This is a genomic window from Lutimonas halocynthiae (genome assembly GCF_030409835.1).
In the GTDB taxonomy this organism is placed as follows: Bacteria; Bacteroidota; Bacteroidia; order Flavobacteriales; family Flavobacteriaceae; genus Lutimonas; species Lutimonas halocynthiae.
Map to the genome: position 1 here is coordinate 56,274 of NZ_JAUFQO010000016.1, position 25,687 is coordinate 81,960.

25 protein-coding genes and 1 riboswitch are annotated in these 25,687 nt (G+C 35.0%); of the genes, 10 read left to right on the forward strand and 15 right to left on the reverse strand.

Annotated elements, in window-relative coordinates; translation table 11 throughout:
* Positions 1-16 precede the first annotated feature (16 nt).
* From QWY87_RS13175 to QWY87_RS13190, 4 genes are read left to right on the forward strand one after another with little or no spacing between them, the layout of a single operon-like run.
* Positions 17-1,339: a histidine kinase gene (locus tag QWY87_RS13175; RefSeq protein ID WP_290291968.1), complete on the forward strand. Its 1,323-nt coding sequence runs from the start codon at positions 17-19 to the stop codon at positions 1,337-1,339.
* 4 nt (positions 1,340-1,343) lie between these two features.
* Positions 1,344-1,631 (forward strand): 2TM domain-containing protein, encoded by a 288-nt coding sequence (locus tag QWY87_RS13180; protein WP_290291970.1) that lies wholly within the window; start codon positions 1,344-1,346, stop codon positions 1,629-1,631.
* Positions 1,628-1,951 carry a 2TM domain-containing protein gene (locus QWY87_RS13185; RefSeq protein ID WP_290291973.1) on the forward strand — a complete coding sequence of 108 codons (324 nt, stop codon included), beginning with the start codon at positions 1,628-1,630 and terminating at the stop codon, positions 1,949-1,951. The genes QWY87_RS13180 and QWY87_RS13185 overlap by 4 nt, the downstream gene beginning before the upstream one ends.
* A 14-nt stretch (positions 1,952-1,965) precedes the next feature.
* Positions 1,966-2,721: a LytR/AlgR family response regulator transcription factor gene (locus QWY87_RS13190; RefSeq protein ID WP_290293709.1), complete on the forward strand. Its 756-nt coding sequence runs from the start codon at positions 1,966-1,968 to the stop codon at positions 2,719-2,721.
* A 7-nt stretch (positions 2,722-2,728) separates the two neighbouring features.
* Here QWY87_RS13190 and QWY87_RS13195 read toward each other — a convergent pair whose 3' ends face one another.
* Genes QWY87_RS13195 through QWY87_RS13205 form a run of 3 tightly spaced genes read right to left on the reverse strand, consistent with a single transcriptional unit; the run spans position 2,729 to position 4,834 of the window.
* The gene (locus QWY87_RS13195) at positions 2,729-3,283 is read right to left on the reverse strand and encodes an RsmD family RNA methyltransferase (RefSeq protein ID WP_290291975.1); all 555 of its coding nucleotides are present in this window, start codon (positions 3,281-3,283) and stop codon (positions 2,729-2,731) included.
* A complete protein-coding gene (locus tag QWY87_RS13200; RefSeq protein WP_353959172.1) occupies positions 3,280-4,170 on the reverse strand; it encodes a DUF3822 family protein in 891 nt (296 codons plus the stop codon). Before QWY87_RS13200 ends, QWY87_RS13195 begins: the two co-directional genes overlap by 4 nt.
* Positions 4,106-4,834, reverse strand: a complete 729-nt coding sequence (locus tag QWY87_RS13205) for a hypothetical protein (RefSeq protein WP_290291979.1) — start codon at positions 4,832-4,834, stop codon at positions 4,106-4,108. Before QWY87_RS13205 ends, QWY87_RS13200 begins: the two co-directional genes overlap by 65 nt.
* Positions 4,835-5,082: 248 nt before the next feature.
* Here QWY87_RS13205 and QWY87_RS13210 point away from each other — a divergent pair, with 248 nt between their 5' ends.
* Both QWY87_RS13210 and QWY87_RS13215 read left to right on the forward strand, forming a co-directional pair.
* On the forward strand, positions 5,083-6,504 hold the full coding sequence (locus tag QWY87_RS13210; protein WP_290291981.1) for an ATP-dependent DNA helicase: 1,422 nt from the start codon (positions 5,083-5,085) through the stop codon (positions 6,502-6,504).
* Positions 6,494-7,756, forward strand: a complete 1,263-nt coding sequence (locus tag QWY87_RS13215) for a D-alanyl-D-alanine carboxypeptidase/D-alanyl-D-alanine-endopeptidase (protein ID WP_290291983.1) — start codon at positions 6,494-6,496, stop codon at positions 7,754-7,756. Before QWY87_RS13210 ends, QWY87_RS13215 begins: the two co-directional genes overlap by 11 nt.
* A gap of 6 nt (positions 7,757-7,762) precedes the next feature.
* On the opposite strand, the gene QWY87_RS13220 is transcribed toward QWY87_RS13215, so the two are convergent.
* Entirely contained in the window at positions 7,763-9,406 is a 1,644-nt protein-coding gene (locus QWY87_RS13220; protein ID WP_290291985.1) for an AMP-binding protein, read from the reverse strand.
* Between the two features lie 93 nt (positions 9,407-9,499).
* A complete protein-coding gene (gene miaA / locus QWY87_RS13225) occupies positions 9,500-10,426 on the reverse strand; it encodes a tRNA (adenosine(37)-N6)-dimethylallyltransferase MiaA (protein WP_290291986.1) in 927 nt (308 codons plus the stop codon).
* A 128-nt stretch (positions 10,427-10,554) separates the two neighbouring features.
* Here miaA and QWY87_RS13230 point away from each other — a divergent pair, with 128 nt between their 5' ends.
* Positions 10,555-13,092, forward strand: a complete 2,538-nt coding sequence (locus QWY87_RS13230) for a DUF8693 domain-containing protein (RefSeq protein ID WP_290291989.1) — start codon at positions 10,555-10,557, stop codon at positions 13,090-13,092.
* 7 nt (positions 13,093-13,099) lie between these two features.
* On the opposite strand, the gene QWY87_RS13235 is transcribed toward QWY87_RS13230, so the two are convergent.
* The 6 genes from QWY87_RS13235 to QWY87_RS13260 all read right to left on the reverse strand — a co-directional run bounded on the left by QWY87_RS13235 (position 13,100) and on the right by QWY87_RS13260 (position 19,540).
* A complete protein-coding gene (locus tag QWY87_RS13235; protein ID WP_290291990.1) occupies positions 13,100-13,924 on the reverse strand; it encodes an ion transporter in 825 nt (274 codons plus the stop codon).
* Positions 13,925-14,371: 447 nt separating this feature from the next.
* Positions 14,372-15,454: an exonuclease domain-containing protein gene (locus tag QWY87_RS13240; RefSeq protein WP_290291993.1), complete on the reverse strand. Its 1,083-nt coding sequence runs from the start codon at positions 15,452-15,454 to the stop codon at positions 14,372-14,374.
* 15 nt (positions 15,455-15,469) lie between these two features.
* Entirely contained in the window at positions 15,470-16,477 is a 1,008-nt protein-coding gene (locus QWY87_RS13245) for a M28 family peptidase (RefSeq protein WP_290291995.1), read from the reverse strand.
* Between the two features lie 40 nt (positions 16,478-16,517).
* Entirely contained in the window at positions 16,518-17,309 is a 792-nt protein-coding gene (locus QWY87_RS13250) for an ABC transporter ATP-binding protein (RefSeq protein ID WP_290291996.1), read from the reverse strand.
* Entirely contained in the window at positions 17,306-18,337 is a 1,032-nt protein-coding gene (locus QWY87_RS13255; RefSeq protein ID WP_290291998.1) for a FecCD family ABC transporter permease, read from the reverse strand. The genes QWY87_RS13250 and QWY87_RS13255 overlap by 4 nt, the downstream gene beginning before the upstream one ends.
* Before the next feature lie 54 nt (positions 18,338-18,391).
* Positions 18,392-19,540 carry an ABC transporter substrate-binding protein gene (locus QWY87_RS13260; RefSeq protein WP_290291999.1) on the reverse strand — a complete coding sequence of 383 codons (1,149 nt, stop codon included), beginning with the start codon at positions 19,538-19,540 and terminating at the stop codon, positions 18,392-18,394.
* A 103-nt stretch (positions 19,541-19,643) separates the two neighbouring features.
* A riboswitch (cobalamin riboswitch) is annotated at positions 19,644-19,840 on the forward strand.
* Between the two features lie 25 nt (positions 19,841-19,865).
* Between QWY87_RS13260 and QWY87_RS13265 the strand changes: the two genes are divergently transcribed.
* The 3 genes from QWY87_RS13265 to QWY87_RS13275 are packed head-to-tail and all read left to right on the forward strand — an operon-like array spanning position 19,866 to position 23,212.
* Positions 19,866-21,686: a TonB-dependent receptor plug domain-containing protein gene (locus QWY87_RS13265; RefSeq protein WP_290292002.1), complete on the forward strand. Its 1,821-nt coding sequence runs from the start codon at positions 19,866-19,868 to the stop codon at positions 21,684-21,686.
* 6 nt (positions 21,687-21,692) lie between these two features.
* On the forward strand, positions 21,693-22,751 hold the full coding sequence (locus QWY87_RS13270) for a YncE family protein (RefSeq protein ID WP_290292003.1): 1,059 nt from the start codon (positions 21,693-21,695) through the stop codon (positions 22,749-22,751).
* A 29-nt stretch (positions 22,752-22,780) separates the two neighbouring features.
* Positions 22,781-23,212, forward strand: coding sequence for a putative outer membrane beta-barrel protein (locus QWY87_RS13275; RefSeq protein WP_290292004.1), 432 nt, complete (start codon positions 22,781-22,783; stop codon positions 23,210-23,212).
* 28 nt (positions 23,213-23,240) lie between these two features.
* Here QWY87_RS13275 and QWY87_RS13280 read toward each other — a convergent pair whose 3' ends face one another.
* The 4 genes from QWY87_RS13280 to QWY87_RS13295 all read right to left on the reverse strand — a co-directional run bounded on the left by QWY87_RS13280 (position 23,241) and on the right by QWY87_RS13295 (position 25,686).
* Positions 23,241-23,684, reverse strand: coding sequence for a DUF2147 domain-containing protein (locus tag QWY87_RS13280; RefSeq protein WP_290292006.1), 444 nt, complete (start codon positions 23,682-23,684; stop codon positions 23,241-23,243).
* A gap of 111 nt (positions 23,685-23,795) precedes the next feature.
* A complete protein-coding gene (locus QWY87_RS13285) occupies positions 23,796-24,227 on the reverse strand; it encodes a DUF2147 domain-containing protein (RefSeq protein ID WP_290292008.1) in 432 nt (143 codons plus the stop codon).
* The gene (locus tag QWY87_RS13290) at positions 24,224-25,153 is read right to left on the reverse strand and encodes a YihY/virulence factor BrkB family protein (protein WP_290292011.1); all 930 of its coding nucleotides are present in this window, start codon (positions 25,151-25,153) and stop codon (positions 24,224-24,226) included. The genes QWY87_RS13285 and QWY87_RS13290 overlap by 4 nt, the downstream gene beginning before the upstream one ends.
* 5 nt (positions 25,154-25,158) lie before the next feature.
* A complete protein-coding gene (locus QWY87_RS13295; RefSeq protein ID WP_290292014.1) occupies positions 25,159-25,686 on the reverse strand; it encodes a KdsC family phosphatase in 528 nt (175 codons plus the stop codon).
* Between the last annotated feature and the right edge of the window lies 1 nt (position 25,687).

Below are 25,687 nucleotides of genomic sequence, written 5' to 3' on the forward strand. Positions count from 1 at the left end.
TAGTTAGCATAATATTATGAGCGAAAACGGAAAAAACATATTAATTGTCTTTATCATAGGAACAATCATTTTTGTATTTGGAAGCGGATTTTTCAACCAGTTTCAATATGAAGGATTCGACGATTTTATCCAGGAGTTTTTAATTTATCAGCTTTATGCTTTTGTTTTAGGCTATTCTAATATGAACTATTTTAAATATTTGGAAAGTGTAAAATGGGGAGAAGGGACCAGAGCGAAAAGGATTGCTATTGGAATTATTGGATCCACTATTATTTCAATTATAGGCTTGTTTATTATAAGAATGGTTCTTTCAGTCTTTTATCAAGGCAATACCTTTATGGAATATTGGCAAGACGAGAGAATAGAGAATTTCTATTTCGGCATATGGGCCACAACTACTGTGGTGATCATTTTTCATGTTATCTATTTTTATAATAGGTATCAAAAAACCAAAGTAAAGGAGTCGCAAATAGTTGCCAAAAACGAGACTGCAAAATTCGAGTCTTTAAAAAACCAGTTGGACCCGCATTTTTTGTTTAACAGTCTAAACGTACTAACCTCACTAATCAGTGAGAACCCTATTCAGGCAGAAAAATTTACGACTAAACTATCAAAGGTTTATCGTTATGTGCTGGAGCAAAAGGATAAAGATCTGGTGGCTCTTGAGGAAGAATTAAAGTTCGCCAAATCGTATATGCAATTATTGCAAATGAGGTTTGAAGATGCCATTGTGTTTTCAATTCCTGAAAGTGTGAGCAGGGATGATTTAAAAATCGTGCCTTTATCACTTCAATTGCTCTTGGAGAATGCAGTAAAACACAATGTGATTTCTTCAGAAGAACCGCTCAAAATTAATATTTATGAACATGAAGGATATCTGGTTATAGAGAACTCATTAAATGAAAAAGCTTCTTTAGAGAAAAGTACTAAAGTGGGGTTGCAAAATATACAACAACGCTATGAATTGGTCTCTTCAAACAAAGTGAGCATTGAAAAAGATCAGAAACTATTCAGAGTAAGGTTACCATTATTAACGCAAAAAATAAAAGTTATGAGAACAGATTATATGGATGATAGTGCCAAGTATATCAGAGCTAAGAAGCGAGTAGATGAGCTCAAAGGATTTTATGGAAGTCTTGTTGCTTATGTTATTGCGATACCTTTTTTCATCACATTGAATTATAAAACATCATGGCAATTTCAATGGTTCTGGTTTCCAATTTTGGGTTGGGGATTGGGCATAGTCATTCAGGCATTTAATATTTACGGGATTGGTGGCAACTGGGAAGATCGTAAAATAAGAGAAATAATGGAAAATAATAAAAAATATAAATCTTAACAAAATGGATCAGGAGCAAAAAAACACAAGCGAAGAGTATAATAGGGCAAGGGCACGAGTAACTGAGTTAAAGGCTTTTTATTCAAATGTAGCCGCCTATTGTTTGATCATTCCCTTTTTAATTTTTATTAACTACATGACTTACTGGGATTATAAATGGTTTTGGTATCCAATGGCAGGCTGGGGATTAGGTATTATCATCCATGGGATGGTCACTTATGGTTTCGGGTCAGACTGGGAAAAAAGAAAGATAGAACAGATAATTGAGGAAGAAAAACACAAGAAATCATGAAAACATACCACACAGACGAGGAATTATATAGAATAGCTGAAAAAAGAGTAAAGGATATTAAAGGGTTTTACTGGCATTTATTTTGGTATTTGGCGGTGAACATATTTCTAACTTTTGGAGGAACGATTAAACGATTTGTTTTTGAAGGAACTTTCGACATTAGTTATATTCATTTCTCGGCTTTTTCAGTTTGGTTTTTTTGGGGCATTGGACTAGTTAGCCATTGGTTACATGTATTTGGTAAGAATGTTTTCTTTTCAAAAAACTGGGAAGAAAGAAAAATAAAGGAGTTTATGGAAAAAGATAAATTTGACAACTAAATTAATTCAAGATGATCAAAGTTATAATAGTTGAGGATGAGAAACCTTCTGCAAGAAGGTTACAAAGAATGCTTTCTGAGTTGAATATAGAAGCATTGGCAATGTTGCACTCTGTAAAGGAAGCGGTAGACTGGTTTAAAAATAATGAGCATCCTGATCTGATCTTATTGGATATACAATTGTCTGATGGATTATCGTTTGAGATTTTTGAGCAGGTAACTGTGAATAGCGCTATTATATTTACAACAGCCTATGATGAATATGCATTGAAGGCTTTTAAACTCAATAGTATTGATTATTTATTGAAGCCTATTGATGACGAAGAACTTGAAACAGCTATTAATAAGTTTACAGTAAACCAACCTGTAAAGCATGACTTATTGGTTGATATAAATCAAATTAAAAAATTATTAATCAATCCATTAGATAAGTCTTATAAAAAAAGATTTACCATTAAAATAGGTCAGCATTTAAGGGTGGTAGACACCGAAGATATAGAGTGTTTTTACAGTGAGCAAAAGGCCACTTATGCCTATACAGTAGAGAGAAAAAATTACTTAATGGATTTCAGTCTTGAGCAATTAGAAGACGAATTGGACCCTTCTAAATTTTTCAAGGTAAATCGCAAGTTCATTGTTAATATTTCAGCCATTAATGATATCATATCCTATACAAATAGTAGGCTCCAAATCAAACTAAATAACTTTTCTGATCTTGAAATCATCGTAAGTAGGGAGAAGGTCAAAGAGTTTAGAAAATGGCTAGAATAGCCTAATTTCATTCTGAGTCAGGCACATTGTCTTTAAAGAAGCTAAAAACATTACCGCCATATTTTCTGGAACGCTCAAAATTAGTGTGATCAGATAGATTTGTTTGTTTACCGTGCTCAATAATCAATAGGCCGTCGTCTTTTAATAGACCTTTACTAAAAATAAGCTCTAATAAACGATTGAACCTTTCTTCTTCCATAGCGTAAGGAGGGTCCGCGAAAATGACATCGAATTTTCGAGAATTTCTTTCTAGAAAACTAAATACATCACTTTTAATAGTCTGAATGCCTGATTCCAGGAGCTTATCCGTACTTTCAAGAAATTTGATGCATCCTGCATGTTCATCAACAGCCACAATGTCAGTTGAGCCCCTTGATGCAAATTCAAAACTAATGCTTCCAATTCCAGCGAAAAGATCTAAAACAGATATGTCTTCTAAATAATAAGTATTATTTAGAATGTTGAACAAAGCCTCTTTAGCCATGTCAGTAGTAGGTCTTACAGGCAGGCTGGCTGGAGCCGTAAGGCGCCGCCCCCTGTGTTTTCCGGATACAATTCTCATGAATACTGATTTAGCAGCGTGAAATGCCTTCTTTTAGTAGTTTCTTTGCTGGTCGGTGGGAATTTATACTCTGAACGATTTTCCATTAGGCCAACCTTTCGAACGTATCGATATGCTATTTTATAGAGCTCACTTTCTGTGTCAATGATACCAGCTAAAATTAGTTCAAATTTTTCAGGGTTAAGCGCTAATTGTTCCGCCGTAAAAAGTATATAGTATATGAAATCCTCCTTACTTTGATAGTCAAAGCTATTGTAGAACAAAAGTTTGTTATTTGCTATGACCAAAATTTCAAATTGTCGTTCTCCAATATGCGCGAACATATGAGGGTGTTCACTGAATTTAAAGGTATTAAGCAGGTTGTTGACCAAGACGGTTGAAAAATGTTTATATTCAAAACTTCCAAATCTCTCAAGGAAAAAATTATTCACATTAACAAATGGGATATATACATTAACCATGTCATGATTTTCAATTTCGTCATGCACTACATAGTCATTTGTATAGGTTTTAGATGAGAACTTCAGGTAATCCCTGATACGGTCTTCATCAAATAAAGATTTGGGAACAAGGGTTGAGAGTTGGTTGACATGCGTAATGTTTGTTGAGCCATATCGCTTCTGCAGGGCTCTTTCTTTTTTGAAAACACTTTCCACATTTTGAAGTAATTTGTCTGGAGTAGGAGAGTGGTCATTAAATCGAAAGTGCTCAAGCCTTTCGATTTGCATTTCATTTTTATTAATTATACAAAAAGAAAATCCATCCAAACTGAGTTGGATGGATAGATGTTTATTACTAAGATTATTAAAATCTATAGATGTATTAGTCTTGTGCGTTTTCTTTAATTCCATCGTAGAAAGGAGGCCAGTTACCATTTGAGTTAACATCTTCCAAAGATCCTACAGCGATATATTCACCAGGGACATTAATACCCCCTAGCGCTTCTTTTTCCTGACGTACAAGATCTTTGTTCATACCTTCAAGAACTACTGCCTTGTCAACTTTTGCTTCAAAAACTGAAGCCATAACACCTTGAACCTTCTCAACAGAACCAGTTTTTAATTCAAATTTAGCGTCTGTTCCTGGAACGTTCATCATGTCTTTATAGTTCCTTCCTTCAAATTGATTCTTAACCATTTCAAATCCAACGGTATCAACAACTCTTTTCTCTACATCAATTGTGATTCGACCTCTTTGTTCAGTTACAACAACGTTTTTAACTTCTGTAATGGCAAAAGAGTCTTTTTCAATAAAATTGACCAAGTCTTCGAACTTACTTGTAAACCTTCTATTAACAGAAGCATAAGCCAATTCAGCATCACGAATAGTCTTCAGATTTTCGATAACCAAGGCATAACGCTCCTTTTTCTTTTTATTGAATTTAATTGGCGCCATTATACTCATGTATATTTGATAGCCGAAAAATACTATAACTACCCATAACACAATGGACAATACAGGTTTCATTTTAGCCGGCAACTTATTTACAATTAAGTATGCTAATCCTCCTACTGCAAGAATAGACACAATAATTATTAAAATAGAAATCATTTTTTAGGTTTTTTTAATTACGTCAGTGACAAATCTACAAAAATTTTTCAATCAGGAAAGTAATATTTTTAGTTTATCTGCTAATTTTTTAAGGGACAATATAACTAAAAAACAGGAGCGATAATTTGAAAGTGGATTTATTCTTATAGTTTGATTCCTATGATTAATTTGATCTCTTGCAAGATGGAAACTATAATTAATTCTAGTTAAGTTTGTGAAACAAAAAAAATAGCACTTAAATTGATATAATGCAAAATGTAAATAATCTTTTTTCTGAGTTTGTAAAGGGTTTCGGTTTTGAGCCCACTAATTTACAGAATGAGTTGCTTAGAAAATTGGCAGATTTTGTGTTAAATGCATCTAAAAATGATCTTTTTCTAATGAAAGGTTATGCAGGAACCGGTAAAACAACCATTGTAAGTACAGTGGTTAATAATTTAGGATCTGTAAATTTAAAAGCAGTTTTATTAGCCCCCACAGGAAGGGCTGCCAAGGTTATGGGCTCCTATTCTAAAAAACCAGCTTTTACGATCCACAAGAAAATCTATTTTCCAAAGAATGATCCGAACTCAGGCATGAGTTTTGTTCTTCAGCAAAATAAGCACCGTAATACTGTTTTTATCGTTGATGAAGCGTCAATGATTCCTGACAGGAATCCAGATGCCAGATTATTTAATAATAGGTCATTATTAGCTGATTTGATCAGTTATGTTTATTCGGGTATAAATTGCAAGCTGATTTTGGTTGGAGATGTGGCACAATTACCACCTGTTAAGTTAGATTTGAGTCCGGCGCTTGACAAATCTCTTTTGGAAATTGAATTTGATAAAGAAGTGAAGTCGATTGAGCTCGATGAGGTGATGCGGCAACATGAAGACTCCGGAATTCTGTATAATGCAACTGGTATACGCGAATCGCTTTTTCAGAATCTTTTGAATCAATTCAAATTCGATTTGAATTTTAAAGATGTGATTCGGCTAACTGATGGTTATGATATTCAGGACGCCATTTATAATGCGTATTATGAGGGGTTAAACAATACAGTCTTTATTGTGAGGTCAAATAAGAGGGCCAACCTCTATAATCAGCAGATCAGAATCAATATTTTAGGATATGAAAATGAAATCACTTCTGGTGATTTCGTAATGATCGTGAAGAATAATTATTTTTGGCTTCAGGATGCTCCAAAAGTTGGATTTATTGCCAATGGTGACATATGCGAAGTATTGGAAATTTTTAGTTTTAAGGAGCTTTATGGATTTCGTTTTGCTGAAGTTAAACTGCGACTTGTGGATTACGAAGATGAGCCTCCTTTCGAGACGGTGCTATTATTAGATACACTCCACAGTGAGGCACCCTCATTGTCATATGAAGATTCAAACAGATTGTATCACGCTGTAGGAGAAGACTATGCAGAAGAAAGATCGAAGTATAAGAGGTTATTAGCCATTAAAAGCAATAAGTATTTTAATGCCTTGCAGGTAAAATTCTCCTATGCGCTTACCTGTCATAAAACACAAGGAGGGCAATGGGACAATGTGTTTATAGAGCAGCCTTACATGCCTGAAGGTGAAGATATTTCGTATCTTAGATGGTTATACACGGCGGTTACCCGTGCTCAAAAGAAATTATTTTTAATTGGTTTTAAGGAAGCGTACTTTGAAGAATAGCTTAATCATAGGTGTTTTACTCATATCATTGTTCATGTCATGTTCAGCATCGAAAAGCCTGGAAAAGGATCTTGCTGAGATGAATGAAAGCAATTCGTATTTCATGGGTTTGTCGGTAGTTGACGCATCAAATGGTCGCACTATAATTGATTTTCAAGGAAACAAGTATTTTACACCGGCATCTAACGTTAAATTGTTTACGCTATATGCTGCATTAAAAACCTTAAAGGATTCTGTACCAAGTTTTGAATACTACAAATCTGGCGATTCTTTAATCATAAGAGGAGCAGGAGATCCAACTTTTTTAAACGATTCACTCCATGTTAACTCTATAGACTTTTTAAAAAACAAGGACTTTAAACTGTATTTTTTGGATAGAGATCTGGATGATGATGTATATGGCCCAGGATGGTCATGGGATGATTATCAATACACTTATATGCCCGAGAAAAGCCTGATGCCTCTATATGGTAACACCATAAGAATTGCTCATAGTCAAGATAATTTACAGGTGTTTCCATCATTTTTCACGAATAGGGTCCACATAAGTGATCATCATAAAAAAGCAAGAGATCTAAATGAAAATAATTTTTATATTTCGAAATCAGGAGGAAATTCGGATAAAAAAGTGCCGTTTATAACTTCAAATCAATTGGTGGCCGACCTTTTAAGCCAGGAATTGGATGTCAAAGTCACATTAGTTAAGGAAATGTCAGATAGAAAATTCGAAGCATTCAAAGAGGTCCCTTATGATTCACTTTATGCCAAAATGATGAAAGAATCAGACAATTTCATTGCTGAACAGCTGATGCTACAGGTAGGAAATAGGTCTGTTCAACAATATAGTATTCCCAAAGGCATTAATTATATTTTGGATAGCTGTTTAGCTGATTTACCACAAAGACCACGTTGGGTAGATGGTTCTGGTTTGTCTAGGTATAATTTGTTCAGTCCTCAGAGCATCGTCTTTTTGTTGCAAAAAATGTATGCTGAAATCCCGAATGAAAAACTGATGTCCTATTTTCCTCAAGGGGGAATAGACGGGACACTTAAAAATGATTATAGCGAACAAGAGTATATTCGCGCTAAATCGGGTACATTGTCTAATAATTATAGTTTATCCGGTTACCTGACTACTAAGAAAGGTAACTTGCTTGTATTTAGCTATATGAACAACCATTATCCAGGAAGTTCAAGAGAGCGAAAAAAGGAAATGGCTATTTTTTTTAGAAAATTACATGAAGAATATTGATATATTTTATTCAAATAACACTCTTTCTTCTGCATCAAACCAGGCCCTATACATCGGACTATGTATCTTTTCAACATGACTTCGTTTAATCTTCATAGTAGGTGTCAAAAGTCCATTTTCAATCGTCCAATCTTCTTTCATGACAATAGCTTTTTCAATCTTCTCGTGTTTTTCTAAGGTAGGATTTATTTCAAGAATTGAATTAAGAAGGCTTTCTGAAAGGTCAAAATTTGATTTATTTTTCCCTGTTTCAGATGGGATAACAAGCATGATGGGTTGAGGAATCCCCATTCCAACAATACATATTTGTTCTATATCTGAATTGTTTAATAACAACATTTCCATAGGAGCAGGAGATATATATTTTCCCTTATCTGTCTTAAACTGGTCTTTTGCCCTTCCGGTTATGAACAAATAACCGTCATGATCATACTCTCCTAAGTCTCCGGTTTTTAAATACCCCGTATCATCAAATACTTTTGCTGTTTCCTCAGGATCTTTGTAGTACCCAAGCATCAGGCAATCATTTTTAACGCAAATTTCTCCAATATCAGAAAGTTTGGCCGTTGCACCTGCTGTAAATTTTCCAACCGAACCAATTTTGTTTCTATCGGGAAGGTTGCAATGTGAAATGATGCAATCTTCTGTCATTCCATATGCTTGAATGATTTCAATTCCTAATTTTTTGAACCAAATTATTATTGAATCTGATAAAGGAGCAGCTCCTGAAGCGACATATAATGCCTTAGAGAGCCCTAGTTTTTGTTTGATCTTATTCTTTAAAATTTTATTTAAAATGGGAATTTTAAGAAGTGTATTGAGTTTTTTTTGTGGCAGGCCTTCAAGGATTTTTTCTTGAAACTTTGCATAAATTCTTGGGACAGCAAAAAACAAATCAGGTTGTGTAGCTTCAAGATTGCTGGCAAAAGAATCCAAAGACTCAGAAAAAGTAAGTGAGCCGCCAACGTATAGGGCTCCCATTTCTAAGCCAATTCTTTCTGCTATATGTGACAAGGGGAGGTATGAGAAATAAGATGTATGGGTAGGAAGCTTAAGCGTATTAATGATATTTCGGGCAGCATTGATGAAGTTCTCATGACTATGCATGACACCTTTTGGATTGCCTGTGGTGCCCGAAGTGTAAATAATTGTTATGAGATCTTTAGGATCTGGCAGGCTAATTTTTTCCAAGGGTTCATTTCGTTCAAGGAGTGATTCCCAGGTTTCTGATTCGTTAATCCCATATTTTTCAACACTAATTTTTGGAATATGAGTAAAGGCATTCTTTTGAGATTCGTAATTATCTAACTTACCAACAAACAGTAGTTTACTGTCACTATGCTCAATAATTAGTTTAATTGATTTATCATTGAGTGTTGGGTAGATAGGAATAGAAACATGCCCACTCATCATGATCGCAAGGTCTGCCATGATCCATGCATCGCAATTCTTTGAGAGTAAAGCAATATTACTTTTAGGAGGTAACTCTTTTTTAAGTATGGCCTGGGCAATTTGTCTGATTTGCCTGCCGCTTTCCTTAAAACTTAAGGTTTCAATTTCTCCGTTTATATGCTGTCTTAAAAATACTTTATTCGGGCAGGTTTCTTCCCAATGGAGGAAGGCTTGTAATGGGGATTTAATATTTTTCATATAGAATTTGGCTACTTAATTATGCCAAGTTATGAAAAAAAAATAATAGGATAGAAATATCTTTTTGATCAAAGTTGCTAAGGTGTAACAAGCTTAAATAGTATTTTTATAATCCTTCAGCTGATCTTCAATATATTTTATAATTTCTATAGGATCAGTTTTGTAATCAAACCACTTGATTTCTTTATCTTTTCTGAACCATGTTCCCTGTCTTTTAGCAAACCTTCTGGTATTCTGTTTGATTAGGTTCACAGCTTCTTCAAGGGTTTGTGAGCCATCAAAATAACTAAACAATTCTTTGTATCCTACTGTTTGCAGCGCATTTAATTCTTTATGAGGATAAAGTTTTTCAGCTTCTTGCAACAAGCCATTTTCCATCATGATGTCTACTCTTAGGTTGATTCTTTCATAAACTACATTTCTATCAGTTGTCAAACCAATTTTCAGGGAATTAAATATTCTTTTTTTTGAGTGAAGGCCCAAATAATAAGAAAATGGATGTTCGGATCCCAGGCAAATTTCCAGAGCTCTTATCAGTCTTTGTTTGTTGTCAATGTCAATCCGTTTGTAAGATAATGGGTCTAATTCTAATAACTGTTCTTGAAGTGTTTCGATTCCGTGTAAATCCAATTTGATTTTAAGCTCTTTTCTTATTTCTGGATCCACCAGCGGGAAATCATCCAATCCTTTTGTCACAGCGTCAACATAAAGTCCGCTACCTCCAGTCATAATCATAATTTCGTTATGCTCGAAAAGATTCGAAAGTAAGGCGATGGCATCTTTCTCAAAAGCACCAACACTATAATCTTCAAAAATGGAACGATTTTGTATAAAGTGATGTTTAGCGGACTCTAATTCGTTTTTTGACGGAACGGCGGTTCCAATAGCCATCTCTTTATAAAATTGACGCGAGTCACAAGAAATGATATCAGTCTTGAAATGACCGGCCAAAACGATACTTAAGGCGGTTTTTCCTATTGCGGTAGGCCCAATTAACGAGATCAAAGTCTTGTTTTTCATCCTTCCAAAAATAGGCAATTATCACGATTTTTTTTTGTCAATTTTAAAAATAGTAACAGAGTAGTATAATGTAGAATAAATGAGACAATTATGCGTTATAATATGGATTAATTAAGGTGTCAGTTACTATGTTTAAACGCTTAAGTTTTATTTTTTTCCTTTTAGGTGCAATCCAATTGACTTGGTCTCAGCAATTGGAGATTAAGGGTAATGGCATTGTAATAGCAGGTGATGGTTTGAATACACCCGATATAAATGATGGGACCCTTTATGAATCAATACCCATAGCTGCGACTCGAATTCATGATTTTGTTTTAGAAAACACTGGTTTTCAGGATCTTAAAGTTGAGCGTATAAGCGTAAATTCCAATATTTTTAAGACTGATGGTCGTATACGTCGAATTAAAAAAGGTGAATCTGCCAATCTAGGAATCGTTTTTGAACCTTTAAATGTTGGGGTTTTTGAGGCAACAGTTAGCATAAGGGTAAAAGGGGGTAAGTCAACTAAAGATTATTCTTTTAATGTTAAAGGTTCAGCATCTCAACCTTCCGGGCTTCCTGAAATTATGATATCTCAATATTATGATAATGAGGATAACGATCAAATCGAAATCAAAAACCTTACGGATTATGATATTCAAGACAAGAAATATTTCCTTGCTATTTATGGGAAAAGAGATGATTTAAATAAAGCTCCGAAAAAAAACAGGATAATTGAAATTGATGAGATGGGAGCAGAGGAGGTATTGGTGTATTCAAAATTTGAATTAACTGGAAATGAGCTTGTGATTATCTCAAGTTCAAAAAGGAATAATTGCTATGCCGATAGAATCGATATTATTGGAAATCAAAATATTTTTTTAGGAAACAATGTGTCGTTTAGTAAAGGCGGATGTGCAACTGAAACAGCTCATAGGGAATTCAGTTTTGATGATTGGATAGAATTGACAAATGTGAAAGTTGACTTAGCTTCCGCAAACCAAAATATTTCTTTAGGGGCCTACCAATCAGGCCCAATCAGTTGGACAAACACCGGCTGGTCTGCAGGGCAACTACCTGATTTAACTAGAATTGTGCATATAGACCATCCATATTCTGGTAGTTCCGGTAATATTGAAGCTTGTGATCTTATCATTAATGAGCCGATTGATTTTAATGTGGGAGGCACTAATTCTGTAATAGTCTACAGGGATCTGACTATCAATGCTGCATTTGAAATTGGTGATAATGAGTCACTTGTAATGTATGACGATGATGCAACTATTAACGGAAGTATTAAAAAACATGAGAATTCTACTTTCCGAAATAACACATATGACTTCACCTATTGGTCATCTCCTGTAGAAGAGGCAGATCTGGCAAAAGTATTTGCGGGTGTTAATTCAAATCGAATATACTATTATGACCAATCTAGAACAACCACGTCAGATAAAAATCACCCTGATTTTTGGTCCACTTGGGTTCTTGCTTCTGACAAAATGAAAAATGGAAGAGGTTATGCGGCAGAGGGAATAGCAGGTGAAACAGGAGTTCATGAAATTGTGTTTGAAGGAAAACCCAATAACGGGACCATTTATGAAGATCTTAATTTTCACAATGACGATGGTGCAAACACAAATGTTGACAATGATTTTAATATGTTAGGAAACCCATATCCTTCAGCGATAAACATAGAAACCTTTTTTGAAATTAATTCAGATGTGATCGAGCCAACAGTATATCTATGGACTCATATGACTCCAGTTGACCAAGATTCGGGAGATTTTTCATTTGATGATTATGCAACGTATAATTATATTGGAGGAACAGGAGTTGGGAAAAGAGCTATTGGAGGTGATCCTCCTACAAAGAATATTGGCTCATCTCAAGGTTTTTTTGTAAGGGCCAAGAAGCATGCTAAGGTGACTTTTAACAATACAATGCGTATGGTTGATGCCAATGATCAATTTTTTAAAGGTCGTTTGATTAAGAAAGAAAAAAGCGATACTGAAAAAGACAGGATTTGGCTTGATTTAACAACAAATCAGGGAGGTTTTAATCAGATATTAATTGGTTTCGATGATAAGGCTTCAGATGCTTATGACAGTGGATATGATGCCTTGAAATTTGAAGGCTCCAATAAAATTGGATTCTATTCGGTATTAAATTCAGATAAATTGACAATTCAAGGTTTAGCGCCATTTAACGAGGCCAAAGAAATCTTGCTGGGTTTTGATACAAAATTAGCACAGAGAGAATACTCCATATCAATTTCTGGGCTTGAGGGTAAATTAAGAGATGCAGACCTTATTCTTTATGACAACCTGCTGAACATTTCACATGATCTCGAAAAATCAGCTTATACATTTATGCATAATGAAATAGGGGGGTTCCCTGGCAGGTTTAGCCTGAAATTAAGGCATGAGGTTGATCTTTCAATTGAGGAAGAGCCAATACAAGAGGAGCTGATTATAAGTAATGCAGAAGATGTTTTTAGTATTGTGGCTTCGAATGAGGTATCAACTCTAAATATGTTTGATTTGCAAGGAAGGTTAATAATGCGAATCCATCCGAATCAAAAATCTTTTGATTTTGTCGAATCTGAATCCAGAAAAGGAGAAATTCTATTATTAGAGATTCAAATGAAGGACCAAAAACGCATAGTTAAAAAAACCTACAAACAGTAATAAGTTTTTATAATACTTCACCACATTTATAACAATATTTCGCTCCATCTTTATGGTTGCCTTCAGAACAATTTTCGCAGGCATTTGTATTCAAATCTATGTTTTGACCCATTTCTTTTGCCATTTCAGCACCTACAATTCCAGTTGGAATTGCGATGATGCCATAACCAAGAATCATTACCAAACTCGCTAAAAGCTGCCCCACAGCTGTCTGAGGAGCGATATCTCCATAGCCTACAGTTGTTAAAGTTACAATTGCCCAATAAATACTTCTTGGAATACTGGTAAAGCCACTAGGGTCACCCTCAATTAAATACATGAGCGTTCCAATAATGACACAAATGATTAAGACGGCCGAGATGAAAACAAAAATTTTGAACCGACTTGCTTTTAAGGCCTTGCCCAGATTATTTGTCGCGCCAACAAATCTCACCAACTTCAAAATTCTAAAAATACGCAATAATCTCAGTGCTCTAAGAGCTACTAAGGCATGTGCGCCTCCAATAAATAGCGATAAGTATTTTGGTATCGTCGAGAGAAAATCAATTACTCCATAAAAACTAAAAATATATGATTTTGGTTTTTTGACACTGATAACGCGGAGAATATATTCAATAGTAAACAAGATTGTTATGACCCATTCAGAGATGTTAAAAAAAGCATGGTATCGGGCATCCAGCTCTTTCACACTTTCAAGCATAACAAGTAGGATACTAAATAGAATGGCTACAATTATAATAAGGTCAAACACTTTACCTTCGCGAGAATCAGCCTCGTAAATTATTTCATGCAATCTAGCTCTCCAAGCATTTTTTGGAACGTTACTTTTCAAGAATCTGTAGTTTTCCCTAAAGATATTAAACTATTACTAGTTTTGATGATTTCCTTGAATAATTCCTTGAGTAATTGATATTTTTCCACCCCATATATTGTGTAATTAAGTTTTAAGTATTTGATTATCAGATATTAAATATATTTTTTATGGTAACTGAAAATGTAGTAGCCTCCCTTGTTTAGCAGCTTCATAAACCTTGTATTCGCCAAGTTGCTTAATTTGTATCCTTTTGGCATCCAAATATTCATTTTTGGGCAAGTTTTATTGATAAAATAATTGTCCTAAGACCCATATGCATTGAGAGATAAATTGTTCTATTCAAATAGGGCCAATCATTAGAAGCGCTGCATTCATCAGAAATTCTTAAGTGCAGTTTTTAAGGTTTACCAATTAGTTGAAAAATAAAATGGAGTGATTTATCTAAAATTAAACAGAAATATTTACTTAAAATCGAATGATTTTTTCAACTGTATTTCCGGAAAGGTATTTTTTAATGATCATGTTTTGAATCATGGAATCATTGGTTTTGTTGATCAGACTTTTAAGGATTTCCAAATTATTGAATTGATGACTCAATTCAGTATAAGCAAAACCTTGAAAGTCATTATTTTCGATTAAAACCACCGATTTTTCTTCTAGATTTCTGCCTTTGTCAATAAGGATCATGTTTTCATGATTAAAGGCTACTTTATGCACAGTAGTCTTTTTTGATTTGTTGTGTTTTGGTTTGTGAGTTGAAACCTCTTCTTCAAATTTAATGTTGGCTATTAGTTCGCTTCCCGTTAGTTCAAAAGTTACCGAGTTCATTTCCTTTAATAAAGACCGATTTCGGTTTGAAGTTCTCAGGAATACTTGATTCACTACTTTTTGAATGTTCTTTCCTTTTCCGATATACAAAATATCGCCATTGAATCTGTGAAAATAGAAAAGACCTGACTGAACGGGTAAAGTATCCAGAATACTAAGAAGTTTCCCGGAAAGGTCTCGTTGGTTGCCTATTTTAATAGTGCTTTTTACAATTAACTTATCTTTATCTTTTTGTAAAAGAACTTGAAAAAGTTTTACGGTAGCTAAGGCATCTCCATTGGCTCTGTGCCTGTCGCTCATGGGTATCCCAATGGTCCTGCATAATTTCCCTAGACTATATGATTCAAGATCTGGTAAAAGAATTTTACTCAACTCAACTGTACAAAGTGTAGGGATTTCAAATTGATAGCCTAGTCTTGAAAATTCATTCCTTACAACTCTATAGTCGAAGCTTGAATTATGAGCTACCATAACACAATCATCAGTAATTTCAATGATTCTTTTGGCTACCTCGTAAAATTTCGGAGCGTTTTTCAGCATTTTTGAATTGATGCCGGTCAGGTTTACAACAAAAGGTTGTATTTCTCTTTCAGGATTGATAAGACTTACGAATGAATCGATAACATTTTGCCCGTCAAATTTATGAATGGCAACTTCTGTAATTCCTTCTTCATTAAACTTACCACCAGTGGTTTCAACGTCTATTATTGCAAAATTCATAAGATTTTCAATCTGTTATTTTTCATCAAGAACCAATCGGTCCTCTCTATTAGCAATTTCCCAAGCCGTATAGAACACTAGTTTAGTTCTTAAAGCTAGTAATTCAAAATTAATTTTATCCGCAGTGTCTGTCGTTCTGTGATAGTCCGCATGAGATCCATTGAAATAAAATATGACCGGTATATTCATTTGAGCAAAATTATAATGATCAGATCTCTTATAATAATTATACGGATCATCTCTTTCATTGAAAGTGTAATCTAGTTCTAGATGTGTATATTTTTTGTTTGCCTTTTCAGATAATTTGTGAAGATCCTGGCTCAATCTGTTGGAGCCAATCAAATAAATATATTCTTTATGGTCGTAATGTTCCTTGTCAACCCTGCCCACCATGTCTATATTTAAATCAACTAGAGTGCTGTCAAGCGAAAACGCTGGATTTTCGATATAAAATTGAGATCCATAGAGGCCTATTTCTTCACCAGTCAAATGCAGAAATAATATTGACCTTTTCGGCCCTTTACCTTGCTTTTTTGCCAATTGAAATGATTGTGCCAGCTCCATAAGAGCAGAGCTGCCTGATGCGTTGTCATCCGCACCATTGTATACTTCTTCACCTTTCATTCCGAGATGGTCATAATGTGCCGAAATTACAACCACTTCATTTGGAAATTCACTTCCTTCAATATAAGCCAATACATTTTCAGAAGGCCCTTCTGAATTATTCTCAAAATATTCTTGAGGAATAAGCTGCGTGTAATCAGGATATTTATTAGGAGCGCTAAGTCCAATGTGTTCATAATAGGCCGTGAAATAATTGACAGCCATATCTTGTCTTTTTTCACCCGTTTTTCTTCCTTCTAATATGTCAGATGACAGCAAAAACAAATGCTCTTTCAAGTCATCGGGTTTAATTTGATTAGCATATTTTTCTTTAATAGAATCTTGCGCATCCTTATCTGTCTTTCCTGTTGCACAAGAAAGTATTATAAGTGACAATAGGCCAATGAGTATCTTCTTCATTTTTGGGTATTGAATTAACAAAAATAGACATATATTTTTCCTATTTCATGATAAACTGTTTAGTTTCTTTGTCGAAAAATATAGAATTGCTATCGAAAATTAAATTAATTTGGTCAGAATCAATCAGTTCTGAAGGTTTTCCTGAAATAATTTCATCGTCTGTCATTAACCATAATTCATCAGCCATTTGTGTGGCAAGTTGGATTTCATGGGTCGAGATAAGAATTGCTTTATTCAGTGTGTGCGCAATTTTTTTTAGTAGTCTGAAAGTTTCAATTTTATGTTGAACATCCAAGTGAGCAGTAGGTTCATCCAGGATAATCACATCAGTATTTTGCGCCAAGGCCCTGCAAATCATGGCTCTTTGTAACTGACCATCACTAAGCTTATCGCATCTTTGTTCGGCTAATTCGCTTAAATGAGATTGATTTAAAGCATCCTTAATGTGTTCCAGGTCTTCGTTCAATAACTTGCCTATCCAATTCGTATAGGGCTGTCTGCCTAAAGCAATGAGTTCATATACATTAAGATTACTAGCCGGAATTCTTTCAGTGAGTACCAAACTAATAATTTTAGCAAGGTCATTTCTTGAATATGCGTCAATGTTTTGATTCTCAAGAAAAATGTCTCCTTTCAATCTGGCTTGCATCTTGCTCAGGGTTCTCAAAAGGGTAGACTTACCGATTCCATTTCTACCCACTAAACCAACTAGTTGGCCTTTTTTCAACTTGACATTAATATTTTTGAACACTTCATGAGTCTCCTTCTTTGAAGCGTAGCCAATACTTAAATTTTTTGTGTTTAAAACGATATGTGATTTATGCGCTGTCATAACACCATTTTCTTTTTTCTTAACAAGAGCCATATGACGATCGGAGCTCCGAACATCGTAGTAATCGCGTTAATGGGTAAAGTGAATTCACTATTGGGTAATTGAGCAACCGTGTCACTGATCAGCATGATATTGGCACCTAGCAAGGCTGCAGCGGGCAAGATTAATCTATGCTCTGACGTATTTAAGATTAATTTGGTCATATGTGGTGCAGCAAGTCCTATAAAAGCAATCGGCCCTGCAAAAGCAGTAATCACGCCAGTAAGAAGGCTGGTTGCCACCAGAATCAGGTTTTTGGTTTGTTTCATGTTTACACCTACACTTTTTGCGTAGTTTTCACCTAAAAGCAGGCTGTTTAATGATTTGATGACAGGAAAAATCAATGCTGCTGCTATCATATAAATACATGAAAATATCAACACTTCATTCCATGTTAAATTACCAAGACTTCCAAACCCCCAAAACATGTACTGTTGCAGGTTTTCGGCACTACTGAAATAGGCAAGAACACTGATCACAGCAGATGTTAGGCTACTGAACATGAGTCCAATGATCAATATGCTCATCGTATTTTTTACTTGTTTGGAAACGACCATTACAGCAAATAATACCAGAAATGAGCCCGCACTTGCCGCTAGACTGATAAAGAGCTGTGACTGAGCTAAAAAATGAAAGCTTCCGCCAATAATTGAAGAGCCAAGGATAAGCAAAGCCACACCCAAACTAGCTCCTGAACTAATTCCTAAGACATAGGGGCCCGCCAATGGGTTTCTGAAAAGTGTTTGCATAAGTAAGCCTCCCACTGCAAGGCCTGAACCAACAAGAACTGCTGTAATAGCTTTAGGTAACCTATAATTCAGAATGATATAATTCCATGTTTCTTTACCACTGTTACCACCAATTAGGCTCTTAAAAACCGATTTGAGAGGTATATCAACTGACCCAAGACTGATGTTTATGACGAAAAGCATCAGAAGAGCGAGGAATAATAGTAAAATGGTAAATTTATATGAATTTTGTGTGTTCAAATTGATTTAGTAGAATTTTGATAAAGTTAAAATATTTGCATCAATGAATAAGATTTAATTCAGTTTTTGAAGAAAGTAAGGCTCATAATCAGGCATAAGGTCTGGATGGGTTACTTTTATCAGGTCCTTCAAAACTATATGCGGTTGGAGTGGGCCTAATTCAAAATATTCAACTCCACCAGAATCGCTCCTTCGTTTAGAGAAAGAAAAAATATTTCCTGTTTTAAAACTTTGAAATTGCTCGTAATGAGCATTGGCTGCTTTTAGTTCATCAAGTGTTGTGAAATATCCTGACCCTATCCAATAATCAGCTTTCTCAGCTTTCTCAAAAACAGTTTCGAAGCTTAATACTAAACTGCCTTGCCCTGTTGAATTATTCCAAATATAGGAAGTGTTCGCATCTTCATATAATTTGGCCGTAAAGCTTTCTCCTGCTGGAAGATTCCATTTGTCTTTATATAAAACTCCAGACATAATTACCGGGCTTGTTTTGGCCTCTGAAGCTATCTTTTTAGCCTCGATATATTGAGCTTCAATACTGTTGAAAATGCTGTCAGCCTCTTTTTCTTTATTGAATAAGGCACCAAAAAATTTAATCCATTCGGCTCTTCCTAAGGGAGTTGCTTCAAGCCAGTCTCCGTTATAAATAACCGGGATCCCATTTTGTTCAATATTATTATAAAGTTTCGTTGATTTTCCCATCGAAAATGCAACCATCACATCGGGTTGTAAACTGATTAAGACTTCTGTATTAAAATCTTGTTCGTTGCCCAAGTCTTTAACCAAATTATTAGCCACACGTTGTCTTGTTTTTTTCGAGGAAATATAATCCGTATTTGGAAATCCAATAAGGCTGTTCGTCTCTCCTAAAATTTCAATCATAGGAATGTGAGTGGTTGAGGTCGCTACCATTTTTTGAACCGGGGTGTATATTTTATTTTCACCGTCAATGTCTCTCTCTTTATTTGATATCAAGATAAATTCTTGATATTGTTCTGCATCTGGATAAGGTGATTTTATAATTAGTTTTGTATATCCGTTATATGTTTGAATATCAAATCCTTTTGCATATCTAATTGATTTTTTAGATTCAACTATTGGCTTCTCAGAAATAATTGATTTTTTAGGTTTTGTACAAGATGAAAACAACATTACGAATATAAAAGTAAGCAGTAATGCAGGGTGTAATTTATCGTATTTCATAAGCCCGTTTTATTCATTTTTTAAAGTTGATTTCAACACGCAAGTTTACAATATTTTCTAATAATAGCCTGTAATAAATTTTTTTCATAGCATCAAAGCTACTACATTTGTCACGGAATTTGGTCCGGCTAATGCCGGATAAAAAAACGGGAATCTCGTGAAAAACGGGAGCTGTCTCCGCAACTGTAAGCTTAGCTGAAATTTCAGCGGTTGTTGTTAAAAATGATACCACTTTCTTTAAGAAGGGAAGGTTGACAACAATACGCAAGCCAGGAAACCTGCCAGATTTTGTAACAGCAATGTTTTCGGAAGAAAAACGATTGGCATGAGACAGATTCTATTTTTATTATTATTGACTTTCCAGGCACTCTTCGCCCAGGATGACAGCATTAACAATCTTGATGAAATTGTATTAAAGGGAAATTTCTCGCCTGCTATGAATAGTGGGTATGAGGTTCAAGTCATAGCTGACTCAATTTTAAAGGACAGTTATGAAAGTTTGGGTAACCTTCTTCAGAAACAAGCTAATTTTTACTTTAAACAAAATGGAAACGGGATGGTTTCTTCAATTTCATTGAGAGGAACCAGTGCTTCGCAAACGGGTGTATACTGGAATGGCATATCGATTAATTCGGCCTTGAATGGTCAGACTGACTTCAATACCCTACAAGGAAATAGTTTTGATGAATTAGAAGTACGTAAGGGTGGAGGCAGTGTTCTTTTGGGAAATGGCTCCATTGGTGGAGCTATAAACTTAAAGGATAAAGTGAGTTTTAAAGATAGGCAAAGTGCTTTTCTTTTGGCAGGAGGGGGTAGTTACGAAACTTATTTTTCGCAATTAACCGCCATATGGGGTTCTGATCAGTTTTATGGCAAAATATCTGGTGGTATTCAAAGTTCTGTGAATGATTATCAATATGGAGGAACTGATTTAAAGAATGAAAACGGTGATTATAAGAATTATAATTTCAATGCTACGTTGGGATTCAAGATAAATGATTATCATTCTATTAGCCTTAATGCGTCTGTTTTTGATAATGACAGGAACTTGTCAAGAACGCTTAGCGCCGAAAGTTTGTCTAATCTTGAAAGTAAGGACAGGCGTTTTTTACTGGAATGGAAATATGTTGGAGACCGGGTTACATCCTCTTTTAAGACGGCCTTTCTGCATGAAGATTTTACTTATTTGTTTAATAAAAATATAGCAGATAATGCGTCATACGGTGAAAGCGAAAGATTCATTGCCAAATATGATTTTAGTTATTTTTTAAACAATAAAATGTTTTTCAGGTCAGGAATAGAATTTGAAAATGCAGTGGGAAATGGGAGTAGCATCAGTACTGTTACTCGAAATGATGCAACAGCATACTTTTTACTGCATCATGAACCATTTGAACGTTTTATGTACAATGTGAGTTTTCGCGTTGGGGGTTCGTCGGCTTATGAGATTCCTTTTATTTATTCTTTAGATGCCAAATACGCCTTAGCGGATCGTCTTTCTCTTAGAGGTGCTTTTTCTACAAATTATAGATTACCAACTTTTAATGATTTGTATTGGGAGCCGGGAGGCAACCCAGATTTGAAACCAGAAAACAGTGTATCAGGAGAATTAGGACTAGACTATAAAAAAAACAATTTCTATGTGGGTGGCGCGGCCTATTTTATTCAAAGTGAAGATTTGATTCAGTGGCGTCCTGTGACCCAAGATTTTTGGCAACCCCAAAATGTCAGCGATGCTTCGAATTTCGGATTGGAATTCTCAACGGGTTATAATTGGATAATGGGTGCCCATAACTTTGGAGTATCCGGCAAATATGATTATTCAATTGCACAAGATGATGCACTTGACAAACAGCTAATTTATGTTCCTAAGCATAGGGCAGGAGGGGCATTAGATTATTCCTGGAAGAAGTGGAGATTTAACTACAATTTACAATATGTTGGGGAAGTATTTATAACTACAAGTAATAGTCAATCGTTGGATGCCTATTCTTTATCAGATATCTCTATATATAGAACCCTTTTTAAACAATTGGTAACACTAGGGTTTAAAGTAAATAATTTATTTAACGAGAACTATCAATCTGTGGCATTTAGACCGATGCCAGGAAGAAACTATTTATTACAAATCAATTTTAAAATTTAATTCAAAATGAAAAAATCAAACTTATTATTTTACGTCGCTTTTTTAGCAGTCTTTTTGAGCTCATGCTCAGACGATGAGCCAGATCCAATAGAACCAAAAGGAGACTATGAAAATGGTTATTTTGTAACCAATGAAGGGCCTTTTCAAAATGGAAGCGGCACCATTACTTTTGTTGAAGATGGTGGACCAGTGAGTCAGAATGTGTATAAAACTGTAAATAATGAAGACCTGGGGAATATTGTGAATTCAATGCATATTGCTGATGATAAAGGATATATAGTCGTAAATAATTCTAACAAGGTGGTGGTTGTAAACCGTTTCACAATGGAGAAAGAAGACGTAATTGATGGCGATGAAATTATAAGCCCACGTTTTTTTGTAGCGGGTAATGGTAAGGGTTATATTTCGAACTGGGGAGATCCTTTTAATACTGAGGATGATTTCATCACGGTTGTAAGCTTAAGCACAAATGAAGTTTTATCTACAATTCCGGTTGGAGAAGGTCCTGAAAAAATGCTCTTGGTAGGAGAAAGATTATATGTTTGTCTGCAAGGAGGTTATGGTTTTAATAACAAAGTGGTTGTGATCAATGCTGAAGACAATAGTATTACTGAAACCCTTATTGTTGGGGATGTTCCTAATTCAATATTACTTGACAGAAATTCTGATATTTGGGTGTTGTGTCAGGGAAAACCTTCTTATTCAGGCGATGAGACAAATGGATCATTATTTAAGATTCAAGCGGGAAGTAATGCGTTGACATCAATTGACTTCACATCAATTCAGCATCCTAGCTTATTGAATTACGAAGACGAAAACTTATATTATAATTTAGATGGGATGGTATATCGTTTCGGAATAAATGATGCTGAATTACCAACTGAAGCGCTTACTGGATTAAACGGTTTTTATTATGCTATGAACATAGACAATGGAGAATTATATGCTACTGATGCAGGTGATTACTCAAGTGAAGGAACGCTAAAAGTGTTTAATTTGGTTTCAGGAGATTTAATGCAAACGATAAGCACAGGAATTGTTCCAGGTCAAATAGTATTTCCTTAATTTAGTAACTTGATTTTGAAATTGTACATATGCAAAAGATTGTTCTATTTTGTTGTTTAATTTTTTTTAGTTACCAGGTTAGCGCTCAGGAGATTGGGATTAGATTTGGAGATATGACTGGGAACAATATAGGAATCGACGCCACAATACCAATTAAGGATAAAAGGATTCATGCTACGGTTTCATTTGGTAGTAATGTGGGGCTAGACCTCATCTACGATTTTGCCGTTGCATCAATATTTAGAAGCCCTGACCTGCGTTATTATGCAGGGATAGGGCTTACTACTTTATTTGCCAGTGAGTTCAAGCTGGGCGTAATGGGTGAGCTAGGTATAGAATATAGTTTCCCAAGAACACCTATTAGTGTAGGACTAGATTACCGTCCTGCGATTATTGTCATTGAAAAAATGGATTTTATATATGGTAATTTTGGCTTAAATGTCCGTTACCGGTTTAATTAAAACCAAGACAGACCTTCTGATAAAAGTACTATCTGAACCTATTGGTTTTGACCCTGGTCCAATAAAGCGTTTTACCGAAAATAGGGTAGCCCACAAAACCTCTTATTTTTAAAAGATCAGGTGCTACGAGTGAAATATGACAACCATATCTTTTCCCATTTTTGGCATTGAGCACCTTTGCACCCTGCCAAATCCCATCTTTCAGTTCAGCTCCTTCTAAAATGACCATTCCTAAAATAGGTTTCCCCTTGAAGGGACCCTCACAATTGTTGCAGAGGTCATCTTTGTGTTCATCAGGCAGAATTTCAACAATTTTCACATAAAGACGATCGTCAATTGAATAAATTTCTACTATTGATTCAGCTACATTTTTATCAAAAACATCATAGGTTTTCCATTTTCCAAGTATGTCTTGTGCCGAAGATGAAAGGCATACAAAAAGAGCTGATATGAAAATAATTTTTTTAAACATTATGCATTAATATTCTCTGCATTTTTTTGGCTTTAGTATAAAACCATTGTTACTTTTCTAAGAAATATCTGATCGATATGAACGATCAGAAATAAGTATAAAAACGATATTTTATTTTTGTACCCTATGCCAATATTCAGTTCTACCTAATAACGAGAAGCCAATATATCCTCTAAGCTTAAGCTTATTCTCTTCTTCGAGGGTTATATAGCATTTGTAGAGTTTACCATTTTTGGGATCAAGAATTTTCCCATCGTTCCATTCATCACCATCTTTGCTTAAACCTCTTATAATTACCAAGCCTTCTATGGGTTGGTCCTTATCTTTTCCGGTACATTCAATGCAGGTCTTATCTTTATCTTCCTCTTTTAAGATTTCGATAATCTTACCGTAAATCTTATTACCTTTTGTATAAACCTCAATAACAGATTCATTAAGTCCTGTATCCGGATCTATACTATGCCATTGACCAAGAACACTTTGGGCGTTTGTTGAAAAAGTGAAAAAAAAAGTGACCAGCGAAATAAAAATATATTTTCTCATTGTTTTGCTTCTAAATTTTTATGATGCAATTTTAATAAACTTGCATTCAATTCAAATCCGAGGAGCAATATAATAGAATTTAACCAAATAAAAAGCATGATGACCAAAACCGTTCCTATTGACCCATAGAGCTGGTTGTACTGGGCAAATTTTTCAATATAGATTTGAAAAATTTTAAAATTTAAGAGAAATAAAATGATCGTTAATATGGTTCCTGGAGAAAAAAAGGAGCTTTTCCTTCCTTCTCTAGTTCCGAAATAATATAACAATGAAATACCGATGAACATCATACCAACCAGAATAATAAACTGAACGGAACTCAACCAAAAGTTCGTGTCACTAACCATACCCTGTTCATTAAGTGATTTGATGAAAAATTCAATAAGGATCACCACACCAACAGTGATCAATAATAATAAGGCCAGTACTAAGGAGATTGCAAGAGACACCATGTATTGCCTGATAACGGTTCTGGTTTCAATTTGGTGAAAGGTATATTCAAAACCACTTAAAACAGCGTTAACACCGTTGGTCATTAAGAAAATAGAAAGTATAAAACCGAAGGATAATAATTCTCCATATTTGTTGGTGGCAATATCATTCAGGACGTGTGCTACAGCATCGCTGGCTTCTTTTGATGGCATAACCCTAAATACCAACGACATAAAATCGTCTTGAAATCCTTCTATGGGCACAAAAGGGATAAGGGTAAGTACGAAAAGTGCAAAAGGGAAAAGCGCAATAAAAAAACTAAAGGCGATACTACCTGCACGTGAGGTCAAGGCTCCCTTGACAATGCCTGAAATATATAATTCGAGCAGGTCATACAGGTTCATACCCTCCAGTCCGGGGATTTTAATCCTATGAAGCAGGTTATTCAACCAGGTGATTACAGAAACAAGTATGGTTTTACCTTTCTTAATCATTGTTTTTAATCATATTTCGCATCGAAATGATTATGCCATTTATCTTGCACTTTTAATACTTGTTCTATTACATCCCTTGCGCAACCTTTTCCGCCTTTTTTCTGCGAAATATAGTCTGATATATGCTGTACCTCAGAAACAGCATCAAGAGGGCAGGTTGCCAATCCACAAAGTTTCATCACTGGTATGTCTGGGATATCATCTCCCATATACAACACATTTTTTGGATCAATATTATATATGTCTAAATACTCATCCAATTGGTCTTTTTTATGATGGGCCCCCAAATAGATATCTGTAATACCCAAGGCTTGCAGTCTTGATTTAACGGCCGGGTTCGTGCCACCCGATATAATACAGACATTATATCCCATAGTAACAGCTGTTTTTAGGGCATATCCATCTTTGATATTCATTGTTCTTACCAGTTCTCCGTTAGGAAAAACCGTAACAGTACCATCAGTAAGCACGCCATCCACATCAAAAATAAAAGTGGTGATTTGCGGCATTATTTCTTTATAACTCTTGTCCATG